Raw genomic sequence first — 25,081 nt, 5'->3', positions numbered from 1 at the left:
ACGAACGATCCTCATCACGACTTGGCGGTCTTGCCCCGATGGAGTATCGGACCAAGACCGCCAAGGATGGTGAGCATGTCTATCAACTATGCTGACCCAAGCAGTCCAACTTTCCGGGACCAGTCCACGCCAGGTTGCAGAGCCGCCGTCAGGTAGTCCAATGAATGGATGGCCGCCTCGGTGAGTTCCATTCGTCTTTCCGTTCTCGGTCGGCCACACCCGCACCTCCTCGGTCGGCTCTCCCTCTAAGGACCGCCATGCATATGACGTCCCAACACGAACCGAAGGCCTCGCCAAGGGTTCGTCTGATCATGATTGCCTGCCTCGTCCCGCTCATCGCGGTCACGTTCGCCGGTCTGTTCGTGCTGTGGCCGTCGAGCCCAGACACCGAGCTGCCTGGTGGCGGGCCGACGACGAACGCCGCCGAGGGGACCACCGACACGAAGGTCACCGTCACCGCCGTCGACGCTTCGGACTGTGAGACGGGGGAGACGGACCCGATGGTGCGCGCCGACTGCACGAAGTACACCGTCGAGGACGACGGTCAGGAAGGCAGTCTGTACGTCACTCCCGATGCGGTCAAGGCCGGTGTCGATGTCGGGGATACGCTCAAGGTCCTCGATTTCACCCAGTCACCGGACCGCACGGAGATGGGCACTGACTATGTGTTCATCGACTTCGATCGCAACGTTCCGATGCTGGCCCTGGTGATCATCTATGCGATCGTCGTCCTCCTCGTCGCCGGTCTGCGGGGACTGCGCGCACTGATCGGGCTCGGGTTCGCCGGCGCCGTGCTGTTTGTGTTCATGCTGCCGGCGATGCTCGACGGCAGACCTCCGGTGCTGGTGGCGATGGTCTCGGCGAGCCTGATCATGGTCATCGCTCTCTATCTGGCGCACGGGATCTCGACGCGGACGTCGACGGCGCTGTTCGGAACGGTGCTCGGCATCGTGATCACGGGCATCCTCGGCGCGTGGATGACCTCATGGGCGAATCTGGGCATCGCCTACTCGGAGGACGGGTACCTGCTGGTCGATACGACGGATCTGGGGATGACCGACATCATCGTCTGCGCGATCCTCATCACCGGGCTGGGCGTGCTCAATGATGTCACGATCACCCAGGCCTCGGCGGTGTGGGAGCTGGCGGCCGCGGCTCCGGAGATGAAGCCCGGTCAGCTGTTCGCTCGGGCGATGCGCATCGGCCGTGACCATATCGCGTCGACGGTCTATACGATCACGTTTGCGTATGTGGGCTCGGCGCTGATGACGCTCATCATCGTCTCCGCGCACGACCAACCGCTGCTCGACACGTTCACTCTCGGTGATATGTCGGTGGAGGTGGTGAGCATCCTCGTGTGCTCGATCGGCCTGGTCATCGCGATCCCGCTGACGACCGGGCTCGGCGTCCTCGTCGTCCGCTCCGGACTCCGCCCACCGAGGCAGCCCGCCGCATCCATGACTTCGCCAGCACCCGCCGAGCCAGGACCAGAGGCAGCCGGGAATGCAGCAGCCGAACGAGTCGGTTCTGCGGAGAGCCGCTTCGCAGCCGAACGCACCGATCCTGCGGGAGAGCCGCCCCCGATGACCCGCCGCGAGTCTCGCGAACGTGACCGTGACCGCTGACCCCCACCCCAAAACAACCTGACGGCGGCTCTGCAACCTTGCGCGAGGTTGCAGAGCCGCCGTCAGGTAGCAAGGGAGGTCAGAACATGGTCCAGGCTTCGGTGAGGACGCTGCGGATGATCTGCTCCATCTCGTCGAACTCGGTCTGACCGACGGTCAGCGGAGGCGAGAGCTGGATGACCGGGTCTCCACGGTCGTCGGCGCGGCAGTACAGACCGCTGTCGTACATCTTCGCCGACACGAAGTTCTTCAGGATCCGCTCGGACTCCTCTTCGGTGAAGGACTCCTTCGTGTCCTTGTCCTTGACGAGTTCGATTCCGTAGAAGAATCCCTCACCGCGGACGTCCCCGACGATCGGCAGGTCCTTGAGCTTCTCGAGCGTGAACTTGAACGCCGCAGCATTCTCGTGGACGTGGTCGTTGAGCTTCTCTTCTTCGAAGACGTCGAAGTTCGCCATCGCGGCAGCACAGGCGACGGGGTGACCGCCGAAGGTGTAGCCGTGGTAGAAGGTCTCATCGCCACCGGGGCCGAAGGGCTCGAAGAGGCGATCGGAGGCGATCATCGCGCCCAGAGGTGCATAGCCGGAGGTGATGCCCTTGGCTGAGGTGATGATATCGGGAACATAGCCGAAGTCGTTGCAGGCGAACATATCCCCGATGCGTCCGTAGGCGCAGATCGTCTCGTCCGAGACCAGCAGCACATCGTACTCATCGCAGATCTCGCGGACCCGGTCGAAGTATCCGGGAGGCGGCGGGAAGCAGCCGCCGGAATTCTGCACCGGCTCGAGGAAGACAGCGGCGACGGAGTCGGCACCCTCGAACTCGATGGCCTCACCGATGCGATCGGCGGCCCAGCGGCCGAAGGCCTTCTCATCGTGGGCATAGGGTTCCGGAGCCCGGTAGAAGTTCGTGTTCGGCACCTTGTGCGCGCCGGGGACCAGGGGAGCGAACTGCTCGCGCAGGCCCGGCAGCGAGGTCACCGACAGTGCACCGTGCGGGGTGCCGTGGTAGGCGGTGGCTCGCGAGATGATCTTGTGCTTGCCCGGTTTGCCGACGAGCTTGAAGTAGTTCTTCGCCAGCTTCATCGCCGATTCGACCGAATCGCCGCCGCCGGAGGTGAGGAAGACCCGGTTGAGGTCGCCCGGGGCATAGCTGGCCAGGCGCTCCGAGACCTCGATGGCCTGTGGGTGGGCATACGACCACAGCGGCATGAACGGCAGCTTCAGCGTCTGGTCGTACATCGCCTTCGCGATCTCCTCGCGACCGTGGCCCACCTGCACGGTGAACAGGCCGGCGAGGCCGTCGAGGTACTTCTTGCCTTTGTCATCGAAGATGTGGTGGCCTTCGCCGCGTACGATGACCGGCGCCTCACCGCCGTTGAACAGTGCTTGGTGTGGTGACATGTGCATCCACACGTTGTTGCGGATGGCATCCTGATAAGGCGTGCCGGCTCTGGTGACATTCTCTGTCATCGCGTCCCCCAATTGTATTTCTGCTTTTCGAGTGAGAGGTACATGAAGAGCTCCGTATCCACGACGGCTTCGATCGAGCGGAGCTCCTCATTGACGAACTCGATCAGATGCCGATCCGATTCACACACGATCTCGACAAGGAGGTCGAACGAACCGGCGGTGACGACGAGGTAGTCGATCTCGTCATAGTCGTGAAGCTTCTCGGCGACCGCAGAGATGTCCCCGCGGACCTTCAGCCCCACCATCGCCTGTCGTGCGAATCCCAGACTCAGCGGATCGGTCACGGCGACGATCTCCATGACGCCCGAATCGATGAGCCTTGAGACCCGCTGGCGTACGGCGGCCTCGGACAGGCCGACGGACTTGCCGATGGCCGAATAGGATTTCCTTCCGTCGTGCTGCAGTTCGACGATGATCGCCTTAGACTTCTCGTCGAGATTCCCCAGCCGGGAACCGCTGCCGTTCGGCAGAAGCGGGTCCATCCTTCACCTCCGTGATGTGCGTCTCAGGACAATCTATCACCCAATCTGCCGAAATGCGCGGTTTCGTATGCGAATTCCGTCGAAACTTAAATTGTTTGGTTCTGGATTCGTCAGAAATCGCCGAGGTGGCCGACGAGTCTCCGTGTCCCGGCGGAGTGCAGATACGCTGCGTCGCAGCGGCGCTCTGTGATGTGGAGGCCGCCATCGCTGAGACCCGCGGATCCCCGCCGTCGTCTCGATCTGCAAGTCGCCGACAACACGCGCATCGACAGTGATTGACAGTATGTGAGAAGCATCACCACACTGGGATCATGAATGAGGGTGAGCTGTTCTACGGCGGCGACGACAATCGCCCGGATGTGTATGGGATGCGTCCCGGAGCCGAGCAGGGGCAGGCCGGCAAAGAGGTCAAGGCCCGCCCGCAGCCGGTTCCCGGTGAGATCGATTCGATCGGTGCGAACGAGCTGTCGTTCAGTGCCGAGGAGTACCTCGGTCGGATCGCCTCGGTGCGCAACCGCATGGTCGACCAGGGCCTGGCCGCGCTCATCGTCACGGACCCGGCGAACATCTACTACCTCACCGGATACAACGCGTGGTCCTTCTACACTCCGCAGCTGCTCTTCGTTCCCTCATCGGGGCCGATGACCCTATTCATGCGCGATATGGACGCCCGCGGAGCCTCGCACACCTCGTGGCTGCCGCCCGAGGACATCGTCGGCTATCCCGAACGCTATGTGCAGCGCCCCCATATCCACCCCTTCGACTGGGTCGCCTTCGCCCTGCGCCAGCGGTGGGAGGTCGCCCGCGCCTCCAGCTCGCCGGTCGGGGTCGAGATGGATTCGCACTTCTTCTCCCCGCGAGCCTTCCGTGCCCTGGTCAACGGTGTGCCGGAATGGCGCCTCGTCGACTCCTTCGAACTCGTCAACTGGATCCGGGCGGTCAAGTCCCCGGCCGAGATCGAACTCATGCGCAAAGCCGCGAAAGTGACCACCGCAGCCATGGACGCAGCCCTGGGGACCATCGGCGTCGGCGTCGGACAGCACGAGGTGGCCGCGGCGATCTCCGAAGCGCAGACCCGGGGCGGCGAAGGGGTCTGGGGCGACTATCCGTCGATCGTCCCGCTCATGCCCACCGGTGAGAGCGCGGACACTCCGCACCTGAGCTGGACCGATCGGAAATTCTCCGCCGACGAATCGGTGAGCATCGAACTCGCCGGCGTCCACCGTCGCTACCATGTTCCGCTGGCCCGCACCGCGGTGACCGGACGGCCGAAACAGGAGCTCGTGCGCCTCGAAGGCGTTGTCGCCGAGGCGCTGTCCGCTGTCCTCGACGTCGCCGCCCCCGAAGTGCCCACCGCGGAGCTCGCCCGCACCTGGAATCGCGTGCTCGCGCTGTCGGGGCTCGAGAAGCCCAGCCGTCTGGGCTATTCGATCGGCATCGGCTACCCGCCGGATTGGGGTGAGCGGACTATCTCGATCCGCACCGAGGACGACCAGATCCTCGAAGCGGGCATGACCTTCCACCTCATCGGCGGAATGTGGATGAACGGCTACGGAATCGAGCTGTCCGAGCCGGTGCTCATCACCGAGTCCGGCTGCGAGCCGTTCACGCACTTCCCCCGCGAAATCATCCGCGTCTGACCGGCGGATCCGCGTCACGTCGATGGTCGTGGGGCTCAGCTGCCTCGGCGGCGAAAGCGAGACGCCACGGCCGCCCCGCGCTCAAGCGAAGAATTGGATCCACAGCCCCAGCAGGAGTGCGTCGATTCCGGCCACGGCCAGTGCCCGACCCTGGACCCAAGAGACGTCCCGCGCCGAGGCGGGGGCTGCCGAATCGGCCATCTGGACGGCCATCGCCACTCGCGGAGGAGCGGCCAGAGCCGCCAATGATCCCGCAGCGTTGCCGGCCGCGACGACGGGCAGCGCGGAAACGTGCGAAGAGCCGGCCACGGCCGTCAGGGTGCCTGTGAACATCGAATTGGCCCCCGTGTTCGAGCCCGTGAGCACGGCGCCCGCGGAATTGAGCCAGGGGGTGAGCAGGACCAGTCCGGCCGGCAGCGCTGCGCCGATGGCCTGACTCATCCCCGTCGTCGTCATGATCCAGCCCATGAGCATGAATGCCGCAGTGCCCACCCCGATGGGCACCCACGATCGTGCGGCGGAGACGATGACACCTTGCCGGCCGGGAACTCTGATGGCGGCGATGAGGCAGGCGACTGCCAGCCAGAACGGGGGCGAAGCGATGATCTGGGTGGTCACCGACGGCAGTGCCGCGTGCAGCCACCGTGCGAGCAGGAGGCCGACGGTCAGCGAACCGTAGGGCAGCACGGCCAAGCCCAGGTTCCGGGTGAGGCCGGCGCTGCGCTGACGCAGGATGAAGAGGACGCCCATGACGATGATGACGAGGAGCGAGCCGACGATGCCTGCCGGAGCCATGCCGATGACATAGCTGGCGGCGAGGATGCCCGACCACATCAGCACGGCCGCGCCGACGATCCCCAGCGCCGAGGTGAGAGATGGGCGCATGATCGTGATCACCGCGATGGTGACGACGATGACCGGGATCGCGTTGAGCCATGCGGTGGTCAGACCGAGTTCGTCGACGTCGAGCCCAGCCAACGCCGCGGCCACCGTGGTGCCAGGTCCCAAGGCACCCCAGGGGACGGCGATGAGTCCGAGGAGGCCGAGGATCGCCGACTGCCGCAGGGAGCATCCGAGGTGGCGCAGGACCGGAACTCCGATCGTCACGCCGATCCCGAAGCCCGTGACCGACTCGGCGAAGGGAACGAGACCGAAGACGACGAGCGCGACGCCGAGCGAACGGCTGGGGGAGCGGGATTCGACCCACGAGGAGATCTGCGACATCGACCCGGCGGACTCGAGCAGCCGGGCCAGCAGCATGCCGAAGAGCAGGATGAGTGCGACCTCGAGGATGAGCGGAAAGTAGTCGATCCCCGAATCCACCAGCACCGAGGCGGGGGTGGGGAAGGCGAAGGCGACCAGGATCGTCGCGGCGACGGCTCCGGCCAGAGCCGCGACCCAGGACCTCTGCTTGAGCAGGAGCAGGACGACGGCGATGAGGATCGGAGCGAGAGCCAGCACTGCCGCCATACGAACGAATTTCCTTTGTGAGATGCGATTCTATGATCCAAGAATAGATTATGATGCTCCAATGGTGAAAGAAGAGGATCTCGGCGCTCGTGTCTTCGGTGCCCGCATCAGGGCACGGCGCAAATTCAACAACCTCACGCTCAACGAGCTCGCGGTCCGGGCAGGGCTGTCCCGTGCCGCTCTGTCGAAGATCGAGCGGGGAGAGCAGGACACATCCGTGTCAAACGCTATGGGCCTCTCCCGCGCCCTCGGCGTCGATGTGGGCGAACTCCTCGCCGCCCCCGAAGTGACCATCACTCCCTCGGATGCGATCCCCACGACCTCGAACTTCGGGAAGGGGATCTGGCGTCGGGACCTGCCCTCGGCGATCGAGAACATGGACGTCGTCCACTACCGCCTCGATCCGCGCAGCGAGACCTCGGCCTTCGCCGCCCACCGCAGCGGTTCACGTGAGAGCTTCTTCGTTCTGAGCGGCAGCATCGAGGTCGTCACCATCGACCGTCGCACGACTCTTCACGCCGGTGACTGCGCCCAAGCCCCCGGCGATGTTCCGCACCAATTGGCGAACCCCCACGACGAACCGGCCGAACTCATCCTCATCATCGTCTGAGCTCGTGCTCTTGACCGGACGAGCCGCCTCGACGATCATGGTTGTGTTCCATTTCCGATCAAGGACGTCTCAGCTGTGAAGTGAATCCTCATGCCGTGAAATGCGGGTGCCACGGACCCGCAGCGCTTCTGCGTACACGAAATGAGGACCCCCATGCCTACAGCAATCACTGTGTCCGAACTGGACTTCCGCCTCGGCGACGATACCGAGATCTTCTCCGGACTCACCGCAACCATCCCCGCTGACCTCGTCGGACTCGTCGGCGACAACGGGATCGGCAAATCAACATTCGCCCGCATCCTCACCGGACGGCTGCACGCCTCGGCCGGAACCGTCACGGGCTCCGACGGCGCCGTCTACATCGATCAGCTGCTGCCGCATTCGACGCAGCGGGTCGACTCCGCCTTGGACATCGCCTCTCTCCGGCAATCGCTGTGCCGCGCTCTGGACGGAGAAGCGACCGGCTCCGATTTCGACCTCATCGGCGACGACTGGGACATCGAGGAGCGTGCCCTGGCGGCCCTGGCCGACCTCGGTCTGCACCTGAGCGCCAGCGACCTCGACCGGAGTCTGAGCAGCTTCTCCGGCGGACAGGCCACCCGCATCGGACTGGCCCGGGCGGCTCTGGTCGGTGACGCCTGGCTGATCCTCGATGAGCCGAGCAACAATCTCGACGAGGACGGACGCTCGCTGCTGGCGACGCTGCTCACGGAACGACGCGGACCCACCCTCGCCATTTCCCACGACCGAGCTCTGCTGGCGCAGATGAACTCGATCGTCGAGATGACTGACCGGCTGCGGGTCTACGGCGGGAACTTCGACGACTACGAGGCGATGGTCGCCGCGGAAGAGGAGGCAAAGCAGCAGAAAGTCACCGACGCGAAGAAGTCCCATTCGATCGAGAAGAGACAGCGAATCGAACTCGAAACGAAGCTCGCACGGGCCGACCGAAAAGCGGCGAAGGACAAAGAGAACAAACGCCGACCGAAGATCGTGATGAACGGGCTGACGAACTTCGCCGAGAAGTCAGCGGCCAAACGGCGCGGCGACAAAGCCGCCGACGAAGCCGCAGCCTGGGACGAACTCACCGTCGCCAAGGATGCGCTGCGCCGGACATCGAGCGTCCGCCTCGACCTGCCGGACACGCAGGTCCACGCGACCAAGCGGGTCCTCGAGATCTCAACGACCGCCTCGGCGAGGTTCGAGCGTCCACAGACGATCGTCGGACCCGAACGGATCCGGCTGACCGGACCGAACGGAGCAGGGAAGTCGACCCTGCTGGCAGCGATCCTGGCAGCTGCGGGCGGGCGGAATCGACCGGATGAAGAAGCCGCGAGCACGGTGACGGAGGATTCCTCCGACGCTGCCGCGACAGGCTCGGGCCCGCCGATCATCGAACTCTTCGGCGACCTCGACATCACCGTCTCCGTGCCGGCGGCCCACCTCGACCAGCAGTACCGCCTGCCCGGTGAGCTCACGGTGATGGAGGCTGTGCGATCGGGCAATCCGCACCTGGGACCGCACCGCGTCCACGAAGTCCTCGCGGCCATGGGACTGCGCAGAGGTCGCACCGACCAGAGATGTCAGACCCTGTCCGGAGGGGAACGCTTCCGCGTCGCCTTGGCCGCGGGACTCCTGCAGGACCCGGCCCCGCAGCTGCTCGTCCTCGACGAACCCGGCAACAACCTCGACCTGTCCTCACTCGAAGCGCTGGTGACCGCGCTCGAAGGATTCGGTGGTGCGATGGTCATCGTCACCCACGATGACCGGCTCGCTTCCGAACTCTCCGTCGACACCGAATGGGATGTGCGGGAATTTCTGCGCACCGAAGCCGTTGACGTGAACGGATGAGCCCGAACACGACTGGGAGAAGCAGACGAATGTGCGATTTTGACTTGACTGGGATAATGGTCCCGTGAGTGTCATCAGCCCTGCCCCAGAATCCGTGTCCCGGAAAGCCGAACCAGCCCTGCGCATCGGTCCCATCGAGCTGTCGTCCCCCGTCGTGCTCGCCCCCATGGCCGGGATCACGAACACCGCCTTCCGCCGCCTGTGCCGCGAATACGGAGCGGGACTCTACGTGACCGAGATGGTGACCACCCGGGCGCTGGTCGAGCGCAGCCCGAAGACGATGCGCATCATCCACCACGAACCCTATGAGACCCCGCGCTCCGTGCAGCTGTACGGAGTCGATCCGGTGACCATGGGCCAAGCCGTGCGGATGCTCGTCGAGGAGGATCGCGCCGACCACATCGACCTCAACTTCGGGTGCCCCGTCCCGAAGGTCACCCGCAAGGGCGGCGGGTCGGCGCTGCCGTGGAAGCAGGACCTCTTCACATCCATCGTCACGACAGCAGTCACCGAGGCCGCCCGCCGGAACGTACCCGTGACCGTGAAGATGCGCAAGGGCATCGACGCCGACCACACGACGTTCCTCGACGCCGCCGAGACCGCCCGCAACGCCGGCGTCGCAGCCGTCGCCCTGCACGGTCGCACCGCCGCCGACCTCTACTCGGGGACCGCGGACTGGGACGCGATCGCACGCCTCAAGGACCACCTCGGCGACACTGTACCGGTGCTCGGCAACGGTGATATCTTCGCCGCCGAGGATGCCCTCGACATGATGGCCGAGACCGGCTGCGACGGTGTCGTCATCGGTCGCGGCTGTCAGGGACGACCGTGGCTGTTCGGTGACCTCGCGAACGCGCTGAACGGCAGCGATGAACGCCATCGCCCCGGTCTCGCCGAGGTGGCTCGGGCTGTGTATAAGCACGGCGAATACCTCGTCGACCATTTTGAGGACGAATTCCTCGGCGTGCGCGACCTGCGCAAACACATCGCCTGGTACTTCAAGGGCTACCCGGTCGGGGGAGAGCTGCGCAGCCAGCTGGCCATGGTGTCCTCGCTCGAAGAGCTCGCCGGACTGCTCGACCAGCTCGACAAGGACGCCCCGTACCCGGGAGAGGCCGCCGAAGGATCCCGCGGCCGCACCACCCGGCCGAAGAAGCCGCACCTGCCCGAAGGCTGGTTGGACTCCCGCATCTTCGATCCCAGCGGGAAATCGCTGCTGTCGGAGGCCGAACTCGACATCTCAGGAGGATGAGGATGCCCTTCGACACTCACCCGCACACCTCGGTGCGGACGGGTACCGTGGCGGTCTACTCGCCGTGGGACGAGGAACGGTGGGTGAGCGAACCGGCGAAGAATCCACGGCGCTCGGCCTTCCAGCGTGACCGTGCCCGCGTTCTCCACTCCTCGGGGCTGCGCCGCCTCGGTGCGAAGACCCAGGTCGTGTCCCCGGGCACGGACGACTTCGTCCGCACCCGCCTCACTCACTCCCTCGAGGTCGCTCAAGTCGGACGCGAACTCGCCCGCTACCTCGGCTGCGATCCCGATATCGTCGACACCGCCTGCCTCTCCCACGACCTCGGCCATCCGCCCTTCGGCCACCACGGGGAGACGATCCTCGATGCCCTGTGCCGAGACATCGGCGGCTTCGAAGGCAATGCGCAGACCCTGCGCCTGGTCACCCGCATCGAACCGAAGGTCATCGCCGACGACGGACGCCCCGCCGGGCTCAACCTCACCCGCGCCAGCCTCGATGCGCTGACGAAGTACCCGTGGCCGCGGGCCGAAGCCACGGCCGGTCGCCGTGACTCCGGAGTGCGCAAATTCGGAGTCTACGATGATGACCGAGCGGTCTTCGACTTCTACCGCCACGGCATCGACAACGGCAAGAGATGCATCGAAGCACAGGTCATGGACTTAGCCGATGACATCTCATACTCCGTCCACGACGTCGAGGACGCCATCGTCGCAGGCCACCTCGACCTCGCGTACTTCACCTCAGAGGCCCGCCGCGGCGAACTCTTCGAGATCACTCGCCAGTGGTACCTGCCGGACACGACCGACGCGGAGATGGACAAGGCGCTCGGCCGCCTGCAGGCCGCCGCATACTGGCCCAAGGAGGTCTTCGACGGGTCCCGCCGCGCCCAGGCGAGCCTCAAACATATGACCAGCCAGCTCATCGGACGCTTCGTCGGCGCCGCGGAGTCGGCGACGCGTGAGGAGTTCGGGTGGGAACCGCTGGCTCGCTATTCGGCCTCCCTCGTCGTACCCGAATCGACCACGGTCGAGATCGCCGTGCTCAAGGGCATGGCCACCCTGACCGTGATGGTCGCCGAGGATCGTCTGCGTCTGCACGACATCCAGGTCGCGGTCATCAACGAACTCGCCGAATGGTTCTCGGAGTCACCGGACGAGCTCGATCCGATGTTCCGCGCCGATCACGCCGAAGCAGCCGACGACGCCGCCCGGCTGCGCGTCATCGTCGACCAGATCGCCTCCCTGACCGACCACTCCGCCTGGACCCTGTTCCACCACCTCAACGCCGGGGCGGAGGATCGGCTCTAGACCATGGCCGGACTCATCAAGCGCGAGGACATCGACGAACTGCGCAGCCGCACGCGCATCGACGAGGTGATCGGAGAATTCGTCACCCTCAAGACCGCGGGCATCGGATCCTTGAAGGGCCTGTGCCCCTTCCACGACGAGAAGACCCCGTCGTTCACGGTGCGCCCGCAGGTCGGGATGTACCACTGCTTCGGCTGCGGTGAGTCCGGAGACGTGTTCACCTTTCTGCAGAAGGTCGAACAGCTCAGCTTCGTCGAAGCCGTCGAAGCGCTGGCCGGCAAGGCCGGGATGCACCTGCGCTACGAGGACGGAAAGGGACCCGACCGAGAGCAGGCGAGTCGGAGGCAGCGGCTGCTGGAGATGCACGAAGTCGCCCAGCGCTTCTACGCCCAGGCCCTGGAATCCGAAGCCGGGCAGATCGGTCGCGAGTTCCTGACCGGCCGCGGCTTCCCCGCCGAATCGAGCCGGGACTTCGGCATCGGCTTCGCGCCGAAATCCTGGGACGCACTGACGACCCACCTGCGCAAGGCCGGCTTCACTGACGAGGAGATCCTCGCAGCCGGTCTGGCCAGCGAAGGCGGTCGCGGAATCTACGACCGGTTCCGCGGACGGGTGGTCTGGCCGATCAAGGATATGACGGCCCGGACCATCGGATTCGGTGCCCGCCGGCTCTTCGACGACGACAAGGGACCCAAGTACCTCAACACCCCGGAGACCGCGCTCTATCACAAGAATCAGGTCCTCTATGGCCTCGATCTGGCCAAGAAGTCGATCGCGAAGACCAAACGCGTCGTCGTCGTCGAGGGCTATACCGATGTCATGGCTGCCCACCTCGCCGGAGTCGACCAGGCCGTGGCCACCTGCGGTACGGCCTTCGGCGCCGAACATGTGAAGATCATCCGTCGCCTCCTCGGCGACGACCCCACCGGGCAGGTGATCTTCACCTTCGACGGTGACGCCGCCGGTCAGAAGGCTGCACTCAAGGCCTTCGAATTCGAGAACCTGTTCACGGCCCAGACCTTCGTCGCCGTCGAACCCGACGGACTCGACCCCTGTGACCTGCGAATGCAGAAAGGCGATGCGGCCGTTCGCGAACTCATCGACGGATGCAAGCCGCTCTTCGAGTTCGTCATCACCACCGCAGTCTCCCGCTTCGACCTCGACACCGTCGAAGGCAGGATCTCCGCGGTCAGAGCCGCCGCCGACGTGCTCACCGACATCCGCGACCGCAACAGCCTCTCCCACTACTATCGATTCGTCGCCGGCCGCATCGGCGTCGACATCGACGAGGTGGAGGCCGCCGTCCGCACCGCCGCCCGCCAACCGAAGCAGAACCGGCAGGGAGGGAACCAGCCGACCAACCGTCCCGGGTTCGGCGACGGTCCGCCTTCCGCTCCTGCGCAGAGCTACCGCAACGGACCGCCGCCTCCGCCCGCAGCACAGGCACCCGCCGAGGCGGCACCGGAGACTGCGGCCGCCTCGGCGGGGGAGATCGCCGATGAGCGCAGGATCGAATACGTCTACGACGAACGCCCCGATGTCTCGAATCTCTCGGCCCCGATCAGCCCTGCCCGGCTGAAGACGGAGAAGGGTGCACTCATGGTCGCCCTCCAGCATCCTGAGGTCGTCAATGCGAAGCTCTTCGACTCGCTGTCGGGGAAGGCCTTCGAACACCCCGGCTACCGGCGGATCCAGGAGGCGATCACTTCGGCCGGGGGGCTGGGCGCTGCCGGCACCACACAGTCGAACTGGGCCGAACGCGTCCTTGAGGCCAGTGCCGAGGACCTCAAGCCCTATGTGGCACAGCTGCTCGTCACCCCGCTGCCGGTGGTCGAGGGCACCGGTATCGACCGGTTCGCCCGCGGAATCGTCGCCCGGCTCTTCGACTACGACCTCGAACGCATCGCCAAAGAACTCCACTCCCGCCTGCAGCGCCAGGACACCGGCGATGGAGCCGGCCAGGCCGTCCTGCTCGGGCAGCTGCAGACCCTCGAGCAGCACCGGGCGCGGCTGAAGACACTCATGTGAACTGCGGTGGTATCGTGCACCGCCGCCCCGGCGGCACGGCACCCGGCGAGGCACAGCAGTCACCAGGTCGCTCCACACGCCAATCCACCGGGAACGACGGGCCAGAGTGCCATCGAAATACTGCATCGTGTGAATCACTGCACACAGTGAAATACTGCACAATTGCATATTTGCAGTTGGTGAAAGTTTGCATGTGGTGCAAAATGTATCTATGCCCGTTGAAGAAACCCTGCGCTCGAAAAAGGCCCGGCTGACCCGCAGCGCCCTCCATGAGGCGGCGATCACCCGTGTCCTCGAAGACGGCTTGGCCTGCGCGACTGTAGCGACCATCGCCGCTGACGCAGGGGTGTCCACCCGTACCTTCTTCAACTACTTCGAGACGAAAGAGGATGCGATCGTGGGCCTCGGATCCGAGGTCAGCGTCGATGAGGGCCTCGCCTTCGACTTCGTCCACAGTCCGACAGGACTCGACACATTGGCCGAAGACACAGCGCGTTTCGTCCGCGAAGCGCTGCTCATCGGCTCCGTCGATCCCAAACTGCCGGCCCGGCGCCGCCGCCTCTTCGCCCTCTACCCGGAACTCGTGAGCAAGAGCTTCGACCGAGCCGAAGAACTCGAAGAGATCGTCGCCGGGCATGTGCTCGAGCGACTGCGCCACCTCGGCCAGGAGTTCTCCTCCGACGAATCCGCTTGGCGCAGCGCACGCATGCTCACCCAACTCTGCCGAGTTCCACTGACTCATGCGGGACAGACGATCAAAGCGAATCCGGAGGCGGTCGACGAAAAGGGTGGGACCAAAGCGATCTTCGAGGACTCCCTGAGCCTGTTCGGCAAGGTATTGGACCGACTGCAATGACGAAAGCTGTGATGAGTTACAACCACGAACCAGATACGAAGACGATGACGACGACCACCTCGAAGAACTCCGCTGCTGCGGGACCCGACACACAGACCGAGCCGATGGCCACCTCAGCGATCATTCTGCTCTTCGTCGGCCTGATGATCGCGATGTTCATGTTCTCGCTCAATCAGACGGTGCTGGCCACCGCTCTGCCGACCATCGTCGGCGAACTCGACGGCGTCGACCAGATGCTGTGGGTCTCGACCGCATTCATGCTCGCCTCAACGATCATGATGCCCGTCTACGGCAAGGTCGGTGACCTGTTCGGACGCAAACCCCTGTTCATGTTCGCCATCTGCTGCTTCCTCGCCGGCTCGGTCTTCGCCCTCATCGCGAATGAGATGTCGACGCTGATCTTCGGCCGCGTGCTCCAGGGGATCGGCGGCGGCGGAATGATGATCCTCTCGCAGTCGATCATCGCCTCCGTCGTCCCCGCCCGTGAACGCGGAAAGTACATGGGCATCATGGGCTCGGCCTTCGCCGTGTCCTCGGTGGCCGGACCGCTCATCGGCGGTTGGCTGACCGAAGGACCCGGATGGCGCTGGGCCTTCGCCATCAACTTCCCCCTGGGCATCATCGCCCTCGCAGCCGCCGCCGTGTTCCTCAAGGTTCCTAAGCACGCCACTGGCAGCGGACCTCGGCCGAAGGTCGACGTCATCGGAATGGCGCTCATCTCCGTCGTCACCTCGTGCATCGTTCTCACCTCCGCGTGGGGCGGACATGACTACGAATGGGGATCCTGGCAGATCAACGGGCTCATAGTCACAGGAATCGTCGCCGCCGTGGCCTTCGTGTTCGTCGAACTCAAGGTCAGCGAACCCGTCATCCCGATGCATCTGTTCACCAACCGCGACTTCCTGCTGTGCACGATCGCCGGTCTCTTCGTCGGCATCGGCATGTTCGGGGTCCTCTCCTATATGCCCACCTACCTGCAGATGGTCCACGGAATCGACGCCACCGTCGCGGGCCTGATGATGGTGCCGATGATGGGCACTATGCTCGTGTCCTCGACCCTGGTCGGATTCATCGTCTCGCGCACGGGCAAGTACAAGAAGTACCCGCTGACCGGCATCCTCATCATGGCCGCCTCGCTCGTCCTGCTGTCTCAGCTGAAGGCCGAGAGTCCGGCCTGGGAGACCATCGGCTGCTTGGCTCTGCTCGGGCTCGGACTGGGCCTGAGCATGCAGACTCTCGTTCTCGTCGTCCAGAACGCCTTCCCGGTGTCCATGGTCGGCACCGCGACAGCATCGAACAACTACTTCCGCCAGGTCGGTGCCACCCTGGGCATGGCCTTCATCGGGTCGGTGTTCACTCAGCGACTCATGGACAACATCAAGTCCGGAGTCACGGAGATCGCGAAGACGGCCCCGCAGGGTCACATGCCGAAGGTGTCCTTAACGGGGCTGACCCCGGAGATCGTGTCCAAGCTGCCGGAGCCCCTGCACTCTCTCATCATCACCTCCTACAACGACGCCCTCGTCCCGCTGTTCCTGTGGGTGGCTCCGCTGGCCGTCCTCGGTTTCGTCTTCCTCTGCTTCCTGCCCAACACTCCGCTGGCGCAGACGTTGAAGAACGAACCTGCTCAGCGGCAGAGCGTCGATATCGGAGCAGAGAACGCAGTGGTCACGTCCGCGTCGGCTTCCACCCCCGCCGTGTCTTCATCGGTTAGTGTGGCAGAAAGCCCACTGCTGGAGGAGCCGAGGAATGACGGTACTGACCATACTCAACTCACCCGGGACCGAGATCCCCGAACTGATCACTGATCTGGGGGAGCGGGACGGGATCGAACTGCGCATCGCCGAGGCGCCGACCCTGTCGCAGGCGCTGCCCGGCACCGATGTTCTGCTGATGTGGGACTTCTTCTCCACCGCGCTCAAGGATGCCTACGGCGGCGCCGACCGTCTGGAGTGGGTCCATGCCGCCGCGGCGGGCGTCGATTCGCTCCTCTTCGACGAACTCGTCGACTCGCCGGTGACGGTGACGAACGCCCGGGGGATCTTCGACCGCCCGATCGCCGAGTTCGTCCTGAATTACATCCTCATGCAGGCGAAGAACTCGATCGGTTCGCTCTCCGACCAAGCCGCGAAGAAGTGGAACCGCCGGTCGACCCGGGACATCGCCGGCACCAAGGCTCTCATCGTCGGCACCGGATCGATCGGTCGCGGAATCGCTCGGCTGCTCACGGCCGTCGACATCGAGGTCACCGGTGCCGGGTCCCGCGCCCGCAGCGGCGACACCGACTTCGGCGAGGTCATCGATTCCGCGACCCTGCCCGAGCACGTGGCCGGATTCGACTGGGTCATCGACATCGCACCGCTGACGGAGAAGACGGAGAGGCTCATCGGCGCCGAGGTGTTCGCCGCCATGGACGACTCCGCCGTGTTCATCAATGTCGGACGAGGGGACACCGTCGACACCGACGCCCTCGTCACCGCGCTGCGAGAGGGGCAGATCGCCGGTGCCGGCCTCGACGTCTTCGATGAAGAGCCGCTGCCCGCAGGGCATCCCCTGTGGACGATGGACGATGTCATCATCACTCCGCATATGAGCGGAGACACCGACGGCTGGAGAATGCGTCTGGCCGAGCAGTTCCACCGCCTGTTCGAACAGTATCTGTCCGGACAGCAGTTCCCTCACACTGTGGATAAGCGACTCGGGTACGTGCGGTGAGCCAGGCCGACGATCCCGCGGCGCAGCGGGCGTTCCTGGCCAGGGTGGTCGCCGAACTCATCGCAGTGCGCCGTGCCCGTCTGCTGAGCATGTTGGTGCTGGCATTGGCGATGCTCGTCGCCGGACTCGGTGCCGCCGTCCAGGCCCAAGGCGATCACATCGATGCGGTGCTGCTGTTCTCAGCGTTCAGCCTCATCATGATCGGCATCGTCTGCGCACTGGGCGCGATCATCGCCTGGACGCGCATCAACCGGGATGTCCTCGACTCGATCGCGGCGACCCGACCGTCCCGTGCCAAGGCGCCGCGGACCCGGAATGGCGGAATCGCGGTGGCTGCAGGCTTCGCTGTGGTCGGGGTCCTGTTCGCGGTGCTGCTGTGGGCTCAGACGCCGATCCTGGCGGTGGGCGTCATGTTCGCCTGCCTGCTGCTGGCGTGCCTCGGACCGATTTGGGCCAATGAGCTGGCGAACGCCGATGACCGGCTCGCTGTCATTCTCGACAGCGACGACGAGTTGGCGGAGCGGTTCGCGACGTTCACTCCGATCTGGCTGCACGAAGCCATGGAGTCCGACGCCGCGGAGTGAGCGGAGTGATCTTTTCGTCGCCCCAGATGCACAGCCTCCCGTCAGATGCGAAGCTCATAGCTGCAAAACTTCCGATTGACCGCAAAACCTCCCGTTCCTGCGGGAGGTTTTGTCGTCAAAGAGGTGTTGTGGTGCGCTAGCGGTGGAGTATGGCGCTGCTGGTCAGCTGTGTCGCCAGTGGTGTGATGTGACGCCAGTGGTGTGGTGAGGAATCGCCGACGGAAACGGCACACTTTCGGGGCACCTACGGAAACGGCCCACTTTCGGCTGAATAGCCCAAGTCTGGAACTGGGCTGCTCAGCCGAAAGTGGGCTGAAACGCACATGTCCTTCAGCGTCTCACCAAGGAATCATCTCAGGATTCGGAGAGCCGCCTCGGCGATTTCAGGGGAAGGCCGGGACGTCGACGTCGGCCATCTTGGCCACGCAGCGCACGACCTGGCAGGAGTAGCCGAACTCGTTGTCGTACCAGACGTAGACGACGACGCGGTCCTCATCGACGATCGTGGCCAGACCGTCGACTACACCGGCGCGCTTGGAGCCGACGAGGTCGGTCGACACGAGCTCGGGGGAGGTGACGTAGTCGACCTGGTTGCGCAGCGGCGAATGCATCGACACTTCGCGCAGGAAGGTGTTGAGCTCGTCGACGCTCGTGGCGTTCTCCAGGTTGAGGTTGAGGATCGCCATCGACACGTTCGGAGTGGGCACGCGGATCGCATTGCCCGAGAGCTTCCCTGCCAGTTCCGGCAGTGCCTTGGCGACTGCCTTGGCGGCACCGGTCTCGGTGAGGACCATGTTCAGTCCGGCTGCGCGGCCGCGGCGGGAGCCCTTGTGGAAGTTGTCGATGAGGTTCTGGTCGTTGGTGAACGAGTGAACCGTTTCGACGTGCCCGTTGCGGACACCGAACTTGTCGTGGATGGCCTTGAGCACAGGGGTGATCGCGTTCGTCGTGCACGATGCGGCCGAGACGACAGTGTCCGTGTCGAGGATCGCGTCGTCGTTGACTCCGAAGACGATGTTCTTGACATCGCCCTTGCCAGGAGCGGTGAGCAGGACCTTCGAGGCACCGGGGCAGGCGAGGTGCTTGGACAGGCCCTCGTCGTCACGCCACTTGCCGGTGTTGTCGACGATGATGGCGTCGTTGATGCCGTAGGCGGTGTAGTCGACCTGCGAGGGATCATCGGAGTAGATGACCTGGATGAGGGTGCCGTTGGCCTGGATGGTGCTGTTCTCTTCGTCGACGACGATGGTGCCGTCGAAGGCACCATGCACCGAATCGCGGCGCAGCAGGGAAGCACGCTTGACGATGTCGTTGTCACCATTGCGCCGCACGACGATCGCACGCAGACGCATACCGGTTCCACCGGCACGGTCGATGAGGATGCGGGCGAGCAGGCGACCGATGCGACCGAAGCCGTAGAGGACGACGTCGCGGACTTCGCCCTGACCCGACTGCGACTCAACGACCTCGGCGAGCTCGGCGGCGAGGAAGGCATCGACATCGGCGTTCGGATCATCGACCTTCTCGATGAGGCGGCCCAGATCGATGCGCGCCGGTGCCAGGTTGAGTCCTGACAGCGCCTTGACGATTCGGTGAGTGATCTGGATGTCGAGCTCATCGCCGAGGAAGTGGCGAGCGTAGCGATGGGCCTTGATCATGCCGGTCACCGACTTGTTCAGCAGCGACCGTCCGAACAGGGTCAGCAGCACGTCGTTCTCGCGGTACAGGCGTCCGACTAGCGGAATGAGTTCCTCGGCGGCGGTCTGCTTCTGCGCCCAATCGTCCAGGCGAGCAGTCGTAGCGTCAGTCAAAGGTCGTGTCCCCTCGGTCAAGTGATAACGGATGCGCCCACAGTCTACCGTCTCGGCTATTCACGACCGGACTGGTGTTCCTCGAAACGCCTGAAGCCCAGCAGAGTCAGCGCCACGATTCCCGCACCGGCCAGCAGCGCGCCGAGGCTCTGTGCCTGCACCTTGGGTTCGACGAACCGGTACTCCGGCTCCTCTTCCTTCAGCCTCGGCGGATTGGCGGTGCCGATCCACGCGGCGATGAAGAGGATGATGCGAGCGAAGACATTGAGCGTGAGCATGATCGCGATGATCGATCCGAACACGCCGGCGGCCTTGTTTCCGGAGAAGACGTTGACGAGGACAGTGGAGAAGTTGATGAGGATGAGGAATGCGGTCGCGCCGATGAGGGAGCCGCGGTTCTTCGCCTGCTTGCCCACCGGCCTCTCCGGCAGCATCGTGAACAGGAACCAGAAGATCAGCCAGGCGGCAGCGAACGTGAGCAGCAGCGGAACAAGGAAGAACAGGCTCGCGACGAAGCCGGAGAGGTTGAGGAGATCGACGATCATCGACCGCAGGCCGGTGCCGACGACTGTGAGTGCCACGGCCAGGAGGAGGCCGATGATGAGACCGATGAGGGTGACGATATTGCCGAGGATCTTCTTGACGAAGGACTTCTCCGGGACGGCATCGTCGAAGTCGTCGTGCAGCTGGGCACGGACGGCGGCACCGAGGTTGCCGATGAATCCCTGGCCTGTGTAGAGGCCGGTGATGATACCGATGATTCCCACTGCCTGCCACTGCAGCAGGTAGCTCTCGAGCTGCTCCGTGAGTGTGGAGTTGCCTGCGGTGAAGTTCTCGATCTGCTTTGTGACCTCGGGGAGGAGCTCGGGGCGGGCGACGTCGAGGACGAAGCCGATGCTCGCGAGGCTGACCATGGCGATGGGCATGACCGCCAGAACGAGGAAATAGGTGATCGCGGCACCGAACTGGTTGCCCAGACGCTGACCGAAACGCTGGACTGCGCGCATGAGATGGGCTGGCCCAGGTCTGTTGACGGCATTGTGGCCGACCTCAGCGACGGTGTTGCGCGAGGCCAGTACTTTGGCAGGTGCCACGTGTGTGCTCCTTCGATGTGAATCCGCAAGGTGCGTTCGTTTTCCGGTCGGAGGTGTTCGTTTCCACACTAGCCGCTGTGAGCGTACTGTGAGCGACAGGCCGCGCCCTTATCTAGACTTTTGACCATGCCGATCACTGATTCGTTCGCTTCCGTCGCCGATTCCGCCCCCGCTGCCGCCGGCAGCTTCTCCGGCGGTCCCCTTGCCGGCGGAGTGTCTGCCGATGTCGTTTCAGCCGGCGGCAGTGCGGCCGACAGCCTCAGCGGGTTCTCGGCCTGGACCGTGACCGTCATGGAGGCCCTGGGCCCGATCGGCGTCGGCTTCATGGTCTTCCTCGACAACATCTTCCCACCCATCCCCAGCGAACTCGTCCTCCCTCTGGCCGGATTCACCTCCAGTCAGGGGCAGATGAACATCGTGGCTGCGATCGTCTTCGCCACGATCGGCTCGGTCGTCGGCGCGGTCCTGCTGTGGGCACTGGGCAAGTGGATCGGCATCGAACGCATCGCCCGCATCGCCGTGAAGATGCCGTTGGTCGACGTCGATGACGTGCACAAGACCGTCGACTGGTTCGACAAGCACGGAGACAAAGCCGTGTTCTTCGGCAGGATGATCCCGATCTTCCGGTCGCTCATCTCCATCCCCGCCGGCATGCGGGACATGCGACTGGTCAAGTTCCTGCTTCTGACCACAGCCGGCAGCACGATCTGGAACACGATCCTCATCGTCGCCGGTTTCACCCTCGGTGAGAACTGGTCGGTCGTCGAGACGTACGCCGGCTACTTCCAGAACCTCGTCATCGTCGCCGTCCTCGCCTTCGTCATCGTGTGGGTCGTGCTCAAGGTCCGCAAACAGCGGCGGAAGCGAGCCGCCGGCCTCGAGGCGGCCGAAGACGACCATATCGAGCCCGGCGAGTTCGACTCCTGAGGCCGAGACCTCCGGCCACTCAGGACAATCGCCACCCAGGGGAATCGCTCACCCAGGACAATCGCTCACTCGGGAATCAGCTCACCCAGGCAGACGCCGTGTGTGCAGGTGAGACCTCTTCGCCGGGCCTGACCGGTCCCGGAGGTGTCCCGTCACCGAAGGGCGAACCGCCGAACGTCCGGTCGCGGCCGTGATCGCTGAGCCAGCCGGAGAGGTCCGGACCCTTGGGCACGATCTGCGTCGGGTTCACATCCTGGTGGACGATGTAGTAATGCTGTTTGATCTGTTCGAAGTCGACAGTGTCCCCGAATCCCGGCGTCTGATAGAGGTCGCGGGCGTAGCCCCACAGATTCTCGAACGCTGTGAGCGGCTGACGGTTGCATTTGAAGTGACCGAAGTAGACGGGATCGAATCGGACGAGGGTCGTGAACAGACGCACATCCGCCTCGGTGATGGTCTCACCCATGAGGAACCGTGATCGGCTGAGGCGGTCCTCGATCGTGTCCAAGGCGGTGAACAGGCGATCGAATGCGGCATCGTAGGCCTCCTGCGAGCCGGCGAATCCGCAGCGGTAGACGCCGTTGTTGATCTCCGTGTAGATCAGCCGCATCACCTTCTCCATCTCCTGCCGGGATTCCTCGGGCCAGAGATTCGGTGCGCCCTCACGGTGGTAGTCGGTCCACTGAGTGGAGAAGTCCTCCGTGATCTGCGGGAAGTCGTTGGTCACGACGGCGCCGGTGGGGACGTCGACGACAGCCGGCACGGTGATTCCGCGCGGATAGTCCGGGTAGCGGGCGAAGAATGCCTGCTGCAGCCGTTCGATGCCGAGCACCGGATCCACCCCGCCCGGGTCGAGGTCGAAGGTCCACGACCGCGCATCATGGGTGGGACCGGGCAGGCCGAGGGAGATGACGTCCTCGAGGCCGAGGAGACGACGGACGATGATCGTCCTGTTCGCCCACGGGCAGGCGCGGGCGGCGATGAGGCGATACCGACCCGGTTCGACCGGCCACTGCGCGTTCGGATCATTGAGGATCCGGTCTTCGATGTAGTTCGTATCGCGGTTGAATTCCGCGCCCTCGGTCACGTAGCTGGGCGTGTGATCGGTGTTGTCGGACATAACGCTGCCTCCGCTGAGATCGGTGAACGACTTCTGCCCTCAGCTTACGACGCTGAGGCAAACCCTCGCCGAGGCGGCCCGGCGTCACCGCTGCCGCATCCCTTCAGGCGGGGCAGACTCCACCCCTCCCAGCAGTGAGGGTGCCGGCGCTGAGGCTGGACGACGACGGCCCGGATGCGGACCGGTTGGTCCGTATCCGGGCCGTGTCCCGAAGCGGTGCTCAGCTATTGGTTCTCGCCGGCATCGTCTGCGGTTCAGCCGGCGTAGAGTGCGTCGATATCGGCCGCGAAGTCCTTGTTGATGAGGTGCCGTTTGACCGACTGTTTGGCCGACAGGTAGCCGTTCTCCTCGGTGAGCTCGATCGGCAGGATCGTGAACTTCTTGACCCCTTCGGCACGCGAGACGGTCCTGTTCATCTGCTCGACGGCCTTGGCGACCTCGGCATGGACCGCATCATCGTCGGCGGCCTCGCGCAGATCCATCGGCGGCAGACCATGGTTCTTCAGCCAACCCGGCAGCATCTCCGAGTCGAGGAAGATCAGTGCCGAGACGAACTTGCGGTTCTCACCGACCAGCACAGGCTGGCCGATGATCGGGTGACGGCGAAGCACGTCCTCGAGCGGGGCCGGGGCGATGTTCTTGCCGCTGGAGGTCACGATGATCTCCTTCTTACGGCCGTTGATCGTGAGGTATCCGTCTTCATCGAGGGAACCGAGGTCACCGGTGCCGAACCAGCCGTCGTGGAACTCCTTGGCCGTGGCGTCCGGGTTGTTCCAGTATTCGCGGAACACCGGCACCCCCTTGGCCAGGATCTCGCCGTCGGGAGCGATCGCCACCGAGACGCCGGGCAACGGCACGCCGACTGTTCCGATCTTCGAGTTCTCCGGAATGTTGACGGTGATCGGGGCCGTGGTCTCGGTGAGTCCATAGCCTTCGAGGACGATGATGCCGAGCCCTCGGAAGAAGTGGCCGAGATGCGAGCCGAGTGCGCCGCCTCCGGAGACCGCGTGAGTGACATTGTCGCCCATGACCGCACGCAGCTTCGAATAGACGAGCTTGTCGAACAGGGCGTGCTGGAGCTTGAGGCTGGTCGGAACCTTACCGGTGTCCAGTGCCTTCGAATACGCGACGGCGACCTGCTCGGCACGCCGGAAGATCTTCTCCTTGCCGCCTGCCTGAGCGGTCGCCAGTGCAGAGTTGAAGACCTTCTCGAAGACGCGGGGCACACCGAGGATGAACGACGGGCGGAAGCTGCCCATAGCATCGGTGAGCTTCGTCAGGTCCGACTGATGGGCGAGCAGAGCACCATTGCTGATGGCCAGAACCTCGATGAACCGAGCGAAGACGTGGGCCTGAGGCAGGAACAGCAGGCAGCGCATGCTCGTGTCCAGAACGCTGGGGATCTGGTGGCGTGCGGCCTGGGAGGTCTGCACGAAGTTCGCGTGAGTGAGCACGCAGCCCTTGGGCTTTCCAGTAGTGCCGGAGGTGTAGATGATCGTGGCCACGGATTCGGAACCGACCTGCGAGCGGGCGGCTTCGACCTCCTCATCGCTGATGTTCCTGCCCGCCTCTGCGAGATCGGCGAATGCGCCTTCCTCCCAGACCCGCAGGGCAGGCTCTTCGCGTCCGCCGGCCACAGCCGCCGCCCGCACCCGATCGGCGTGCTCGGCGGTGGCGACGAGCCCGCGTGTGACATCGGCGTCGGTGAGCATCCAGGTGAGCTGGCTCTCTGAGGAAGTGTCATAGAACGGCACGGAGATTCCGCCGGCGTACCAGATGGCGTAGTCGCTCAGCGTCCATTCATAGGAGGTGGGTCCGAAGATCGCGATCCGATCACCGACTCCCACACCCAAGGCGATGAGCCCCTTCGCCGCGGCTTTGACCTCTGCGAGGAACTCGGCCCCCGTCGTGTCGATCCAGCCGTCACCGTCGGGCTTGGCGACCAGAGGGCGGCTGGGGTCCTCCGCGACGGTGCGGAGGAAGATATCGGTGGTCGACGAGGTGGTATCGACCTCGAAACCGACGACGGGTGTTGACGACTGCGGCATGGTCGTTGAGCTCATGGGTCTCCTTCGAGGACGTAAGTTACTGCTCGGTTATCTTACAGTTCGGCCGGGCGTCAGTGAAATCGATCACGTTTGCCGAGATATCCGGCGTCCGCTGCCCTCTGAGCAGTCTAGCCAAGTCGAATCAAGGGGCGTTCAGAGTACGATGGTCGGAACCCGCTCACGTCTG

Annotated in this window: 19 protein-coding genes; 12 read left to right on the top strand and 7 right to left on the bottom strand. The window is 64.5% G+C overall.

The window, feature by feature from the left end:
• The first annotated feature begins 263 nt into the window (after positions 1-263).
• Positions 264-1,625: a YibE/F family protein gene (locus EB835_RS05455; RefSeq protein WP_168216632.1), complete on the top strand. Its 1,362-nt coding sequence runs from the start codon at positions 264-266 to the stop codon at positions 1,623-1,625.
• Positions 1,626-1,704: 79 nt separating this feature from the next.
• On the opposite strand, the gene EB835_RS05450 is transcribed toward EB835_RS05455, so the two are convergent.
• Both EB835_RS05450 and EB835_RS05445 read right to left on the bottom strand, forming a co-directional pair.
• On the bottom strand, positions 1,705-3,096 hold the full coding sequence (locus EB835_RS05450; protein ID WP_135808447.1) for an aspartate aminotransferase family protein: 1,392 nt from the start codon (positions 3,094-3,096) through the stop codon (positions 1,705-1,707).
• Positions 3,093-3,578: an Lrp/AsnC family transcriptional regulator gene (locus EB835_RS05445; protein ID WP_135808446.1), complete on the bottom strand. Its 486-nt coding sequence runs from the start codon at positions 3,576-3,578 to the stop codon at positions 3,093-3,095. Before EB835_RS05445 ends, EB835_RS05450 begins: the two co-directional genes overlap by 4 nt.
• Before the next feature lie 311 nt (positions 3,579-3,889).
• Between EB835_RS05445 and EB835_RS05440 the strand changes: the two genes are divergently transcribed.
• The gene (locus tag EB835_RS05440) at positions 3,890-5,218 is read left to right on the top strand and encodes a M24 family metallopeptidase (RefSeq protein WP_205749868.1); all 1,329 of its coding nucleotides are present in this window, start codon (positions 3,890-3,892) and stop codon (positions 5,216-5,218) included.
• An 81-nt stretch (positions 5,219-5,299) separates the two neighbouring features.
• Here the strand turns inward: EB835_RS05440 and EB835_RS05435 are convergent, their stop codons facing one another.
• On the bottom strand, positions 5,300-6,688 hold the full coding sequence (locus tag EB835_RS05435) for an L-lactate permease (protein ID WP_135808445.1): 1,389 nt from the start codon (positions 6,686-6,688) through the stop codon (positions 5,300-5,302).
• Between the two features lie 61 nt (positions 6,689-6,749).
• Here EB835_RS05435 and EB835_RS05430 point away from each other — a divergent pair, with 61 nt between their 5' ends.
• The 9 genes from EB835_RS05430 to EB835_RS05390 all read left to right on the top strand — a co-directional run bounded on the left by EB835_RS05430 (position 6,750) and on the right by EB835_RS05390 (position 17,894).
• Positions 6,750-7,298: a helix-turn-helix domain-containing protein gene (locus EB835_RS05430; protein ID WP_135808444.1), complete on the top strand. Its 549-nt coding sequence runs from the start codon at positions 6,750-6,752 to the stop codon at positions 7,296-7,298.
• Positions 7,299-7,451: 153 nt separating this feature from the next.
• Positions 7,452-9,149, top strand: coding sequence for an ATP-binding cassette domain-containing protein (locus EB835_RS05425; RefSeq protein WP_135808443.1), 1,698 nt, complete (start codon positions 7,452-7,454; stop codon positions 9,147-9,149).
• Positions 9,150-9,222: 73 nt separating this feature from the next.
• Positions 9,223-10,401 (top strand): tRNA dihydrouridine synthase DusB, encoded by a 1,179-nt coding sequence (gene dusB, locus EB835_RS05420; RefSeq protein WP_135808472.1) that lies wholly within the window; start codon positions 9,223-9,225, stop codon positions 10,399-10,401.
• 2 nt (positions 10,402-10,403) lie between these two features.
• Positions 10,404-11,711 carry a deoxyguanosinetriphosphate triphosphohydrolase gene (locus EB835_RS05415; RefSeq protein WP_135808442.1) on the top strand — a complete coding sequence of 436 codons (1,308 nt, stop codon included), beginning with the start codon at positions 10,404-10,406 and terminating at the stop codon, positions 11,709-11,711.
• Between the two features lie 3 nt (positions 11,712-11,714).
• Positions 11,715-13,739, top strand: coding sequence for a DNA primase (dnaG, locus tag EB835_RS05410; protein ID WP_135808441.1), 2,025 nt, complete (start codon positions 11,715-11,717; stop codon positions 13,737-13,739).
• 211 nt (positions 13,740-13,950) lie between these two features.
• A complete protein-coding gene (locus EB835_RS05405) occupies positions 13,951-14,595 on the top strand; it encodes a TetR/AcrR family transcriptional regulator (protein WP_135808440.1) in 645 nt (214 codons plus the stop codon).
• Positions 14,596-14,606: 11 nt separating this feature from the next.
• Entirely contained in the window at positions 14,607-16,403 is a 1,797-nt protein-coding gene (locus tag EB835_RS05400; protein WP_135808439.1) for an MDR family MFS transporter, read from the top strand.
• Positions 16,345-17,310, top strand: a complete 966-nt coding sequence (locus EB835_RS05395; protein WP_135808438.1) for a D-2-hydroxyacid dehydrogenase — start codon at positions 16,345-16,347, stop codon at positions 17,308-17,310. The genes EB835_RS05400 and EB835_RS05395 overlap by 59 nt, the downstream gene beginning before the upstream one ends.
• Entirely contained in the window at positions 17,307-17,894 is a 588-nt protein-coding gene (locus EB835_RS05390; RefSeq protein WP_135808437.1) for a hypothetical protein, read from the top strand. The genes EB835_RS05395 and EB835_RS05390 overlap by 4 nt, the downstream gene beginning before the upstream one ends.
• A gap of 383 nt (positions 17,895-18,277) precedes the next feature.
• Here EB835_RS05390 and EB835_RS05385 read toward each other — a convergent pair whose 3' ends face one another.
• Together EB835_RS05385 and EB835_RS05380 are read right to left on the bottom strand one after the other, a co-directional pair.
• Positions 18,278-19,705, bottom strand: a complete 1,428-nt coding sequence (locus EB835_RS05385) for a glyceraldehyde-3-phosphate dehydrogenase (protein WP_135808436.1) — start codon at positions 19,703-19,705, stop codon at positions 18,278-18,280.
• 56 nt (positions 19,706-19,761) lie between these two features.
• On the bottom strand, positions 19,762-20,799 hold the full coding sequence (locus tag EB835_RS05380) for a YhjD/YihY/BrkB family envelope integrity protein (protein WP_135808435.1): 1,038 nt from the start codon (positions 20,797-20,799) through the stop codon (positions 19,762-19,764).
• A 126-nt stretch (positions 20,800-20,925) separates the two neighbouring features.
• Between EB835_RS05380 and EB835_RS05375 the strand changes: the two genes are divergently transcribed.
• A complete protein-coding gene (locus EB835_RS05375) occupies positions 20,926-21,726 on the top strand; it encodes a DedA family protein (protein ID WP_346763138.1) in 801 nt (266 codons plus the stop codon).
• 76 nt (positions 21,727-21,802) lie between these two features.
• Here EB835_RS05375 and EB835_RS05370 read toward each other — a convergent pair whose 3' ends face one another.
• The gene (locus EB835_RS05370; protein WP_135808434.1) at positions 21,803-22,846 is read right to left on the bottom strand and encodes a glutathione S-transferase family protein; all 1,044 of its coding nucleotides are present in this window, start codon (positions 22,844-22,846) and stop codon (positions 21,803-21,805) included.
• A gap of 254 nt (positions 22,847-23,100) precedes the next feature.
• Positions 23,101-24,909 (bottom strand): AMP-dependent synthetase/ligase, encoded by a 1,809-nt coding sequence (locus EB835_RS05365; protein WP_135808433.1) that lies wholly within the window; start codon positions 24,907-24,909, stop codon positions 23,101-23,103.
• Positions 24,910-25,081: the final 172 nt, after the last annotated feature.

The sequence above is a fragment of the Brevibacterium sp. S22 genome (assembly GCF_004745485.1).
GTDB lineage: Bacteria > Actinomycetota > Actinomycetes > Actinomycetales > Brevibacteriaceae > Brevibacterium.
Note: the sequence above shows the minus strand (reverse complement) of the source record. Positions and strands in the feature narration are given on the sequence as shown.

What these genes read in the sequence shown, in the direction of transcription:
- EB835_RS05455 (WP_168216632.1), top strand. Translation starts at nt 264, where the DNA reads ATGACGTCCCAACACGAACCGAAGGCCTCGCCAAGGGTTCGTCTGATC.
- EB835_RS05450 (WP_135808447.1), bottom strand. Translation starts at nt 3,096, where the DNA reads ATGACAGAGAATGTCACCAGAGCCGGCACGCCTTATCAGGATGCCATC.
- EB835_RS05445 (WP_135808446.1), bottom strand. Translation starts at nt 3,578, where the DNA reads ATGGACCCGCTTCTGCCGAACGGCAGCGGTTCCCGGCTGGGGAATCTC.
- EB835_RS05440 (WP_205749868.1), top strand. Translation starts at nt 3,890, where the DNA reads ATGAATGAGGGTGAGCTGTTCTACGGCGGCGACGACAATCGCCCGGAT.
- EB835_RS05435 (WP_135808445.1), bottom strand. Translation starts at nt 6,688, where the DNA reads ATGGCGGCAGTGCTGGCTCTCGCTCCGATCCTCATCGCCGTCGTCCTG.
- EB835_RS05430 (WP_135808444.1), top strand. Translation starts at nt 6,750, where the DNA reads ATGGTGAAAGAAGAGGATCTCGGCGCTCGTGTCTTCGGTGCCCGCATC.
- EB835_RS05425 (WP_135808443.1), top strand. Translation starts at nt 7,452, where the DNA reads ATGCCTACAGCAATCACTGTGTCCGAACTGGACTTCCGCCTCGGCGAC.
- EB835_RS05415 (WP_135808442.1), top strand. Translation starts at nt 10,404, where the DNA reads ATGCCCTTCGACACTCACCCGCACACCTCGGTGCGGACGGGTACCGTG.
- dnaG (WP_135808441.1), top strand. Translation starts at nt 11,715, where the DNA reads ATGGCCGGACTCATCAAGCGCGAGGACATCGACGAACTGCGCAGCCGC.
- EB835_RS05405 (WP_135808440.1), top strand. Translation starts at nt 13,951, where the DNA reads ATGCCCGTTGAAGAAACCCTGCGCTCGAAAAAGGCCCGGCTGACCCGC.
- EB835_RS05400 (WP_135808439.1), top strand. Translation starts at nt 14,607, where the DNA reads ATGAGTTACAACCACGAACCAGATACGAAGACGATGACGACGACCACC.
- EB835_RS05395 (WP_135808438.1), top strand. Translation starts at nt 16,345, where the DNA reads ATGACGGTACTGACCATACTCAACTCACCCGGGACCGAGATCCCCGAA.
- EB835_RS05375 (WP_346763138.1), top strand. Translation starts at nt 20,926, where the DNA reads ATGCCGATCACTGATTCGTTCGCTTCCGTCGCCGATTCCGCCCCCGCT.
- EB835_RS05370 (WP_135808434.1), bottom strand. Translation starts at nt 22,846, where the DNA reads ATGTCCGACAACACCGATCACACGCCCAGCTACGTGACCGAGGGCGCG.
- EB835_RS05365 (WP_135808433.1), bottom strand. Translation starts at nt 24,909, where the DNA reads ATGAGCTCAACGACCATGCCGCAGTCGTCAACACCCGTCGTCGGTTTC.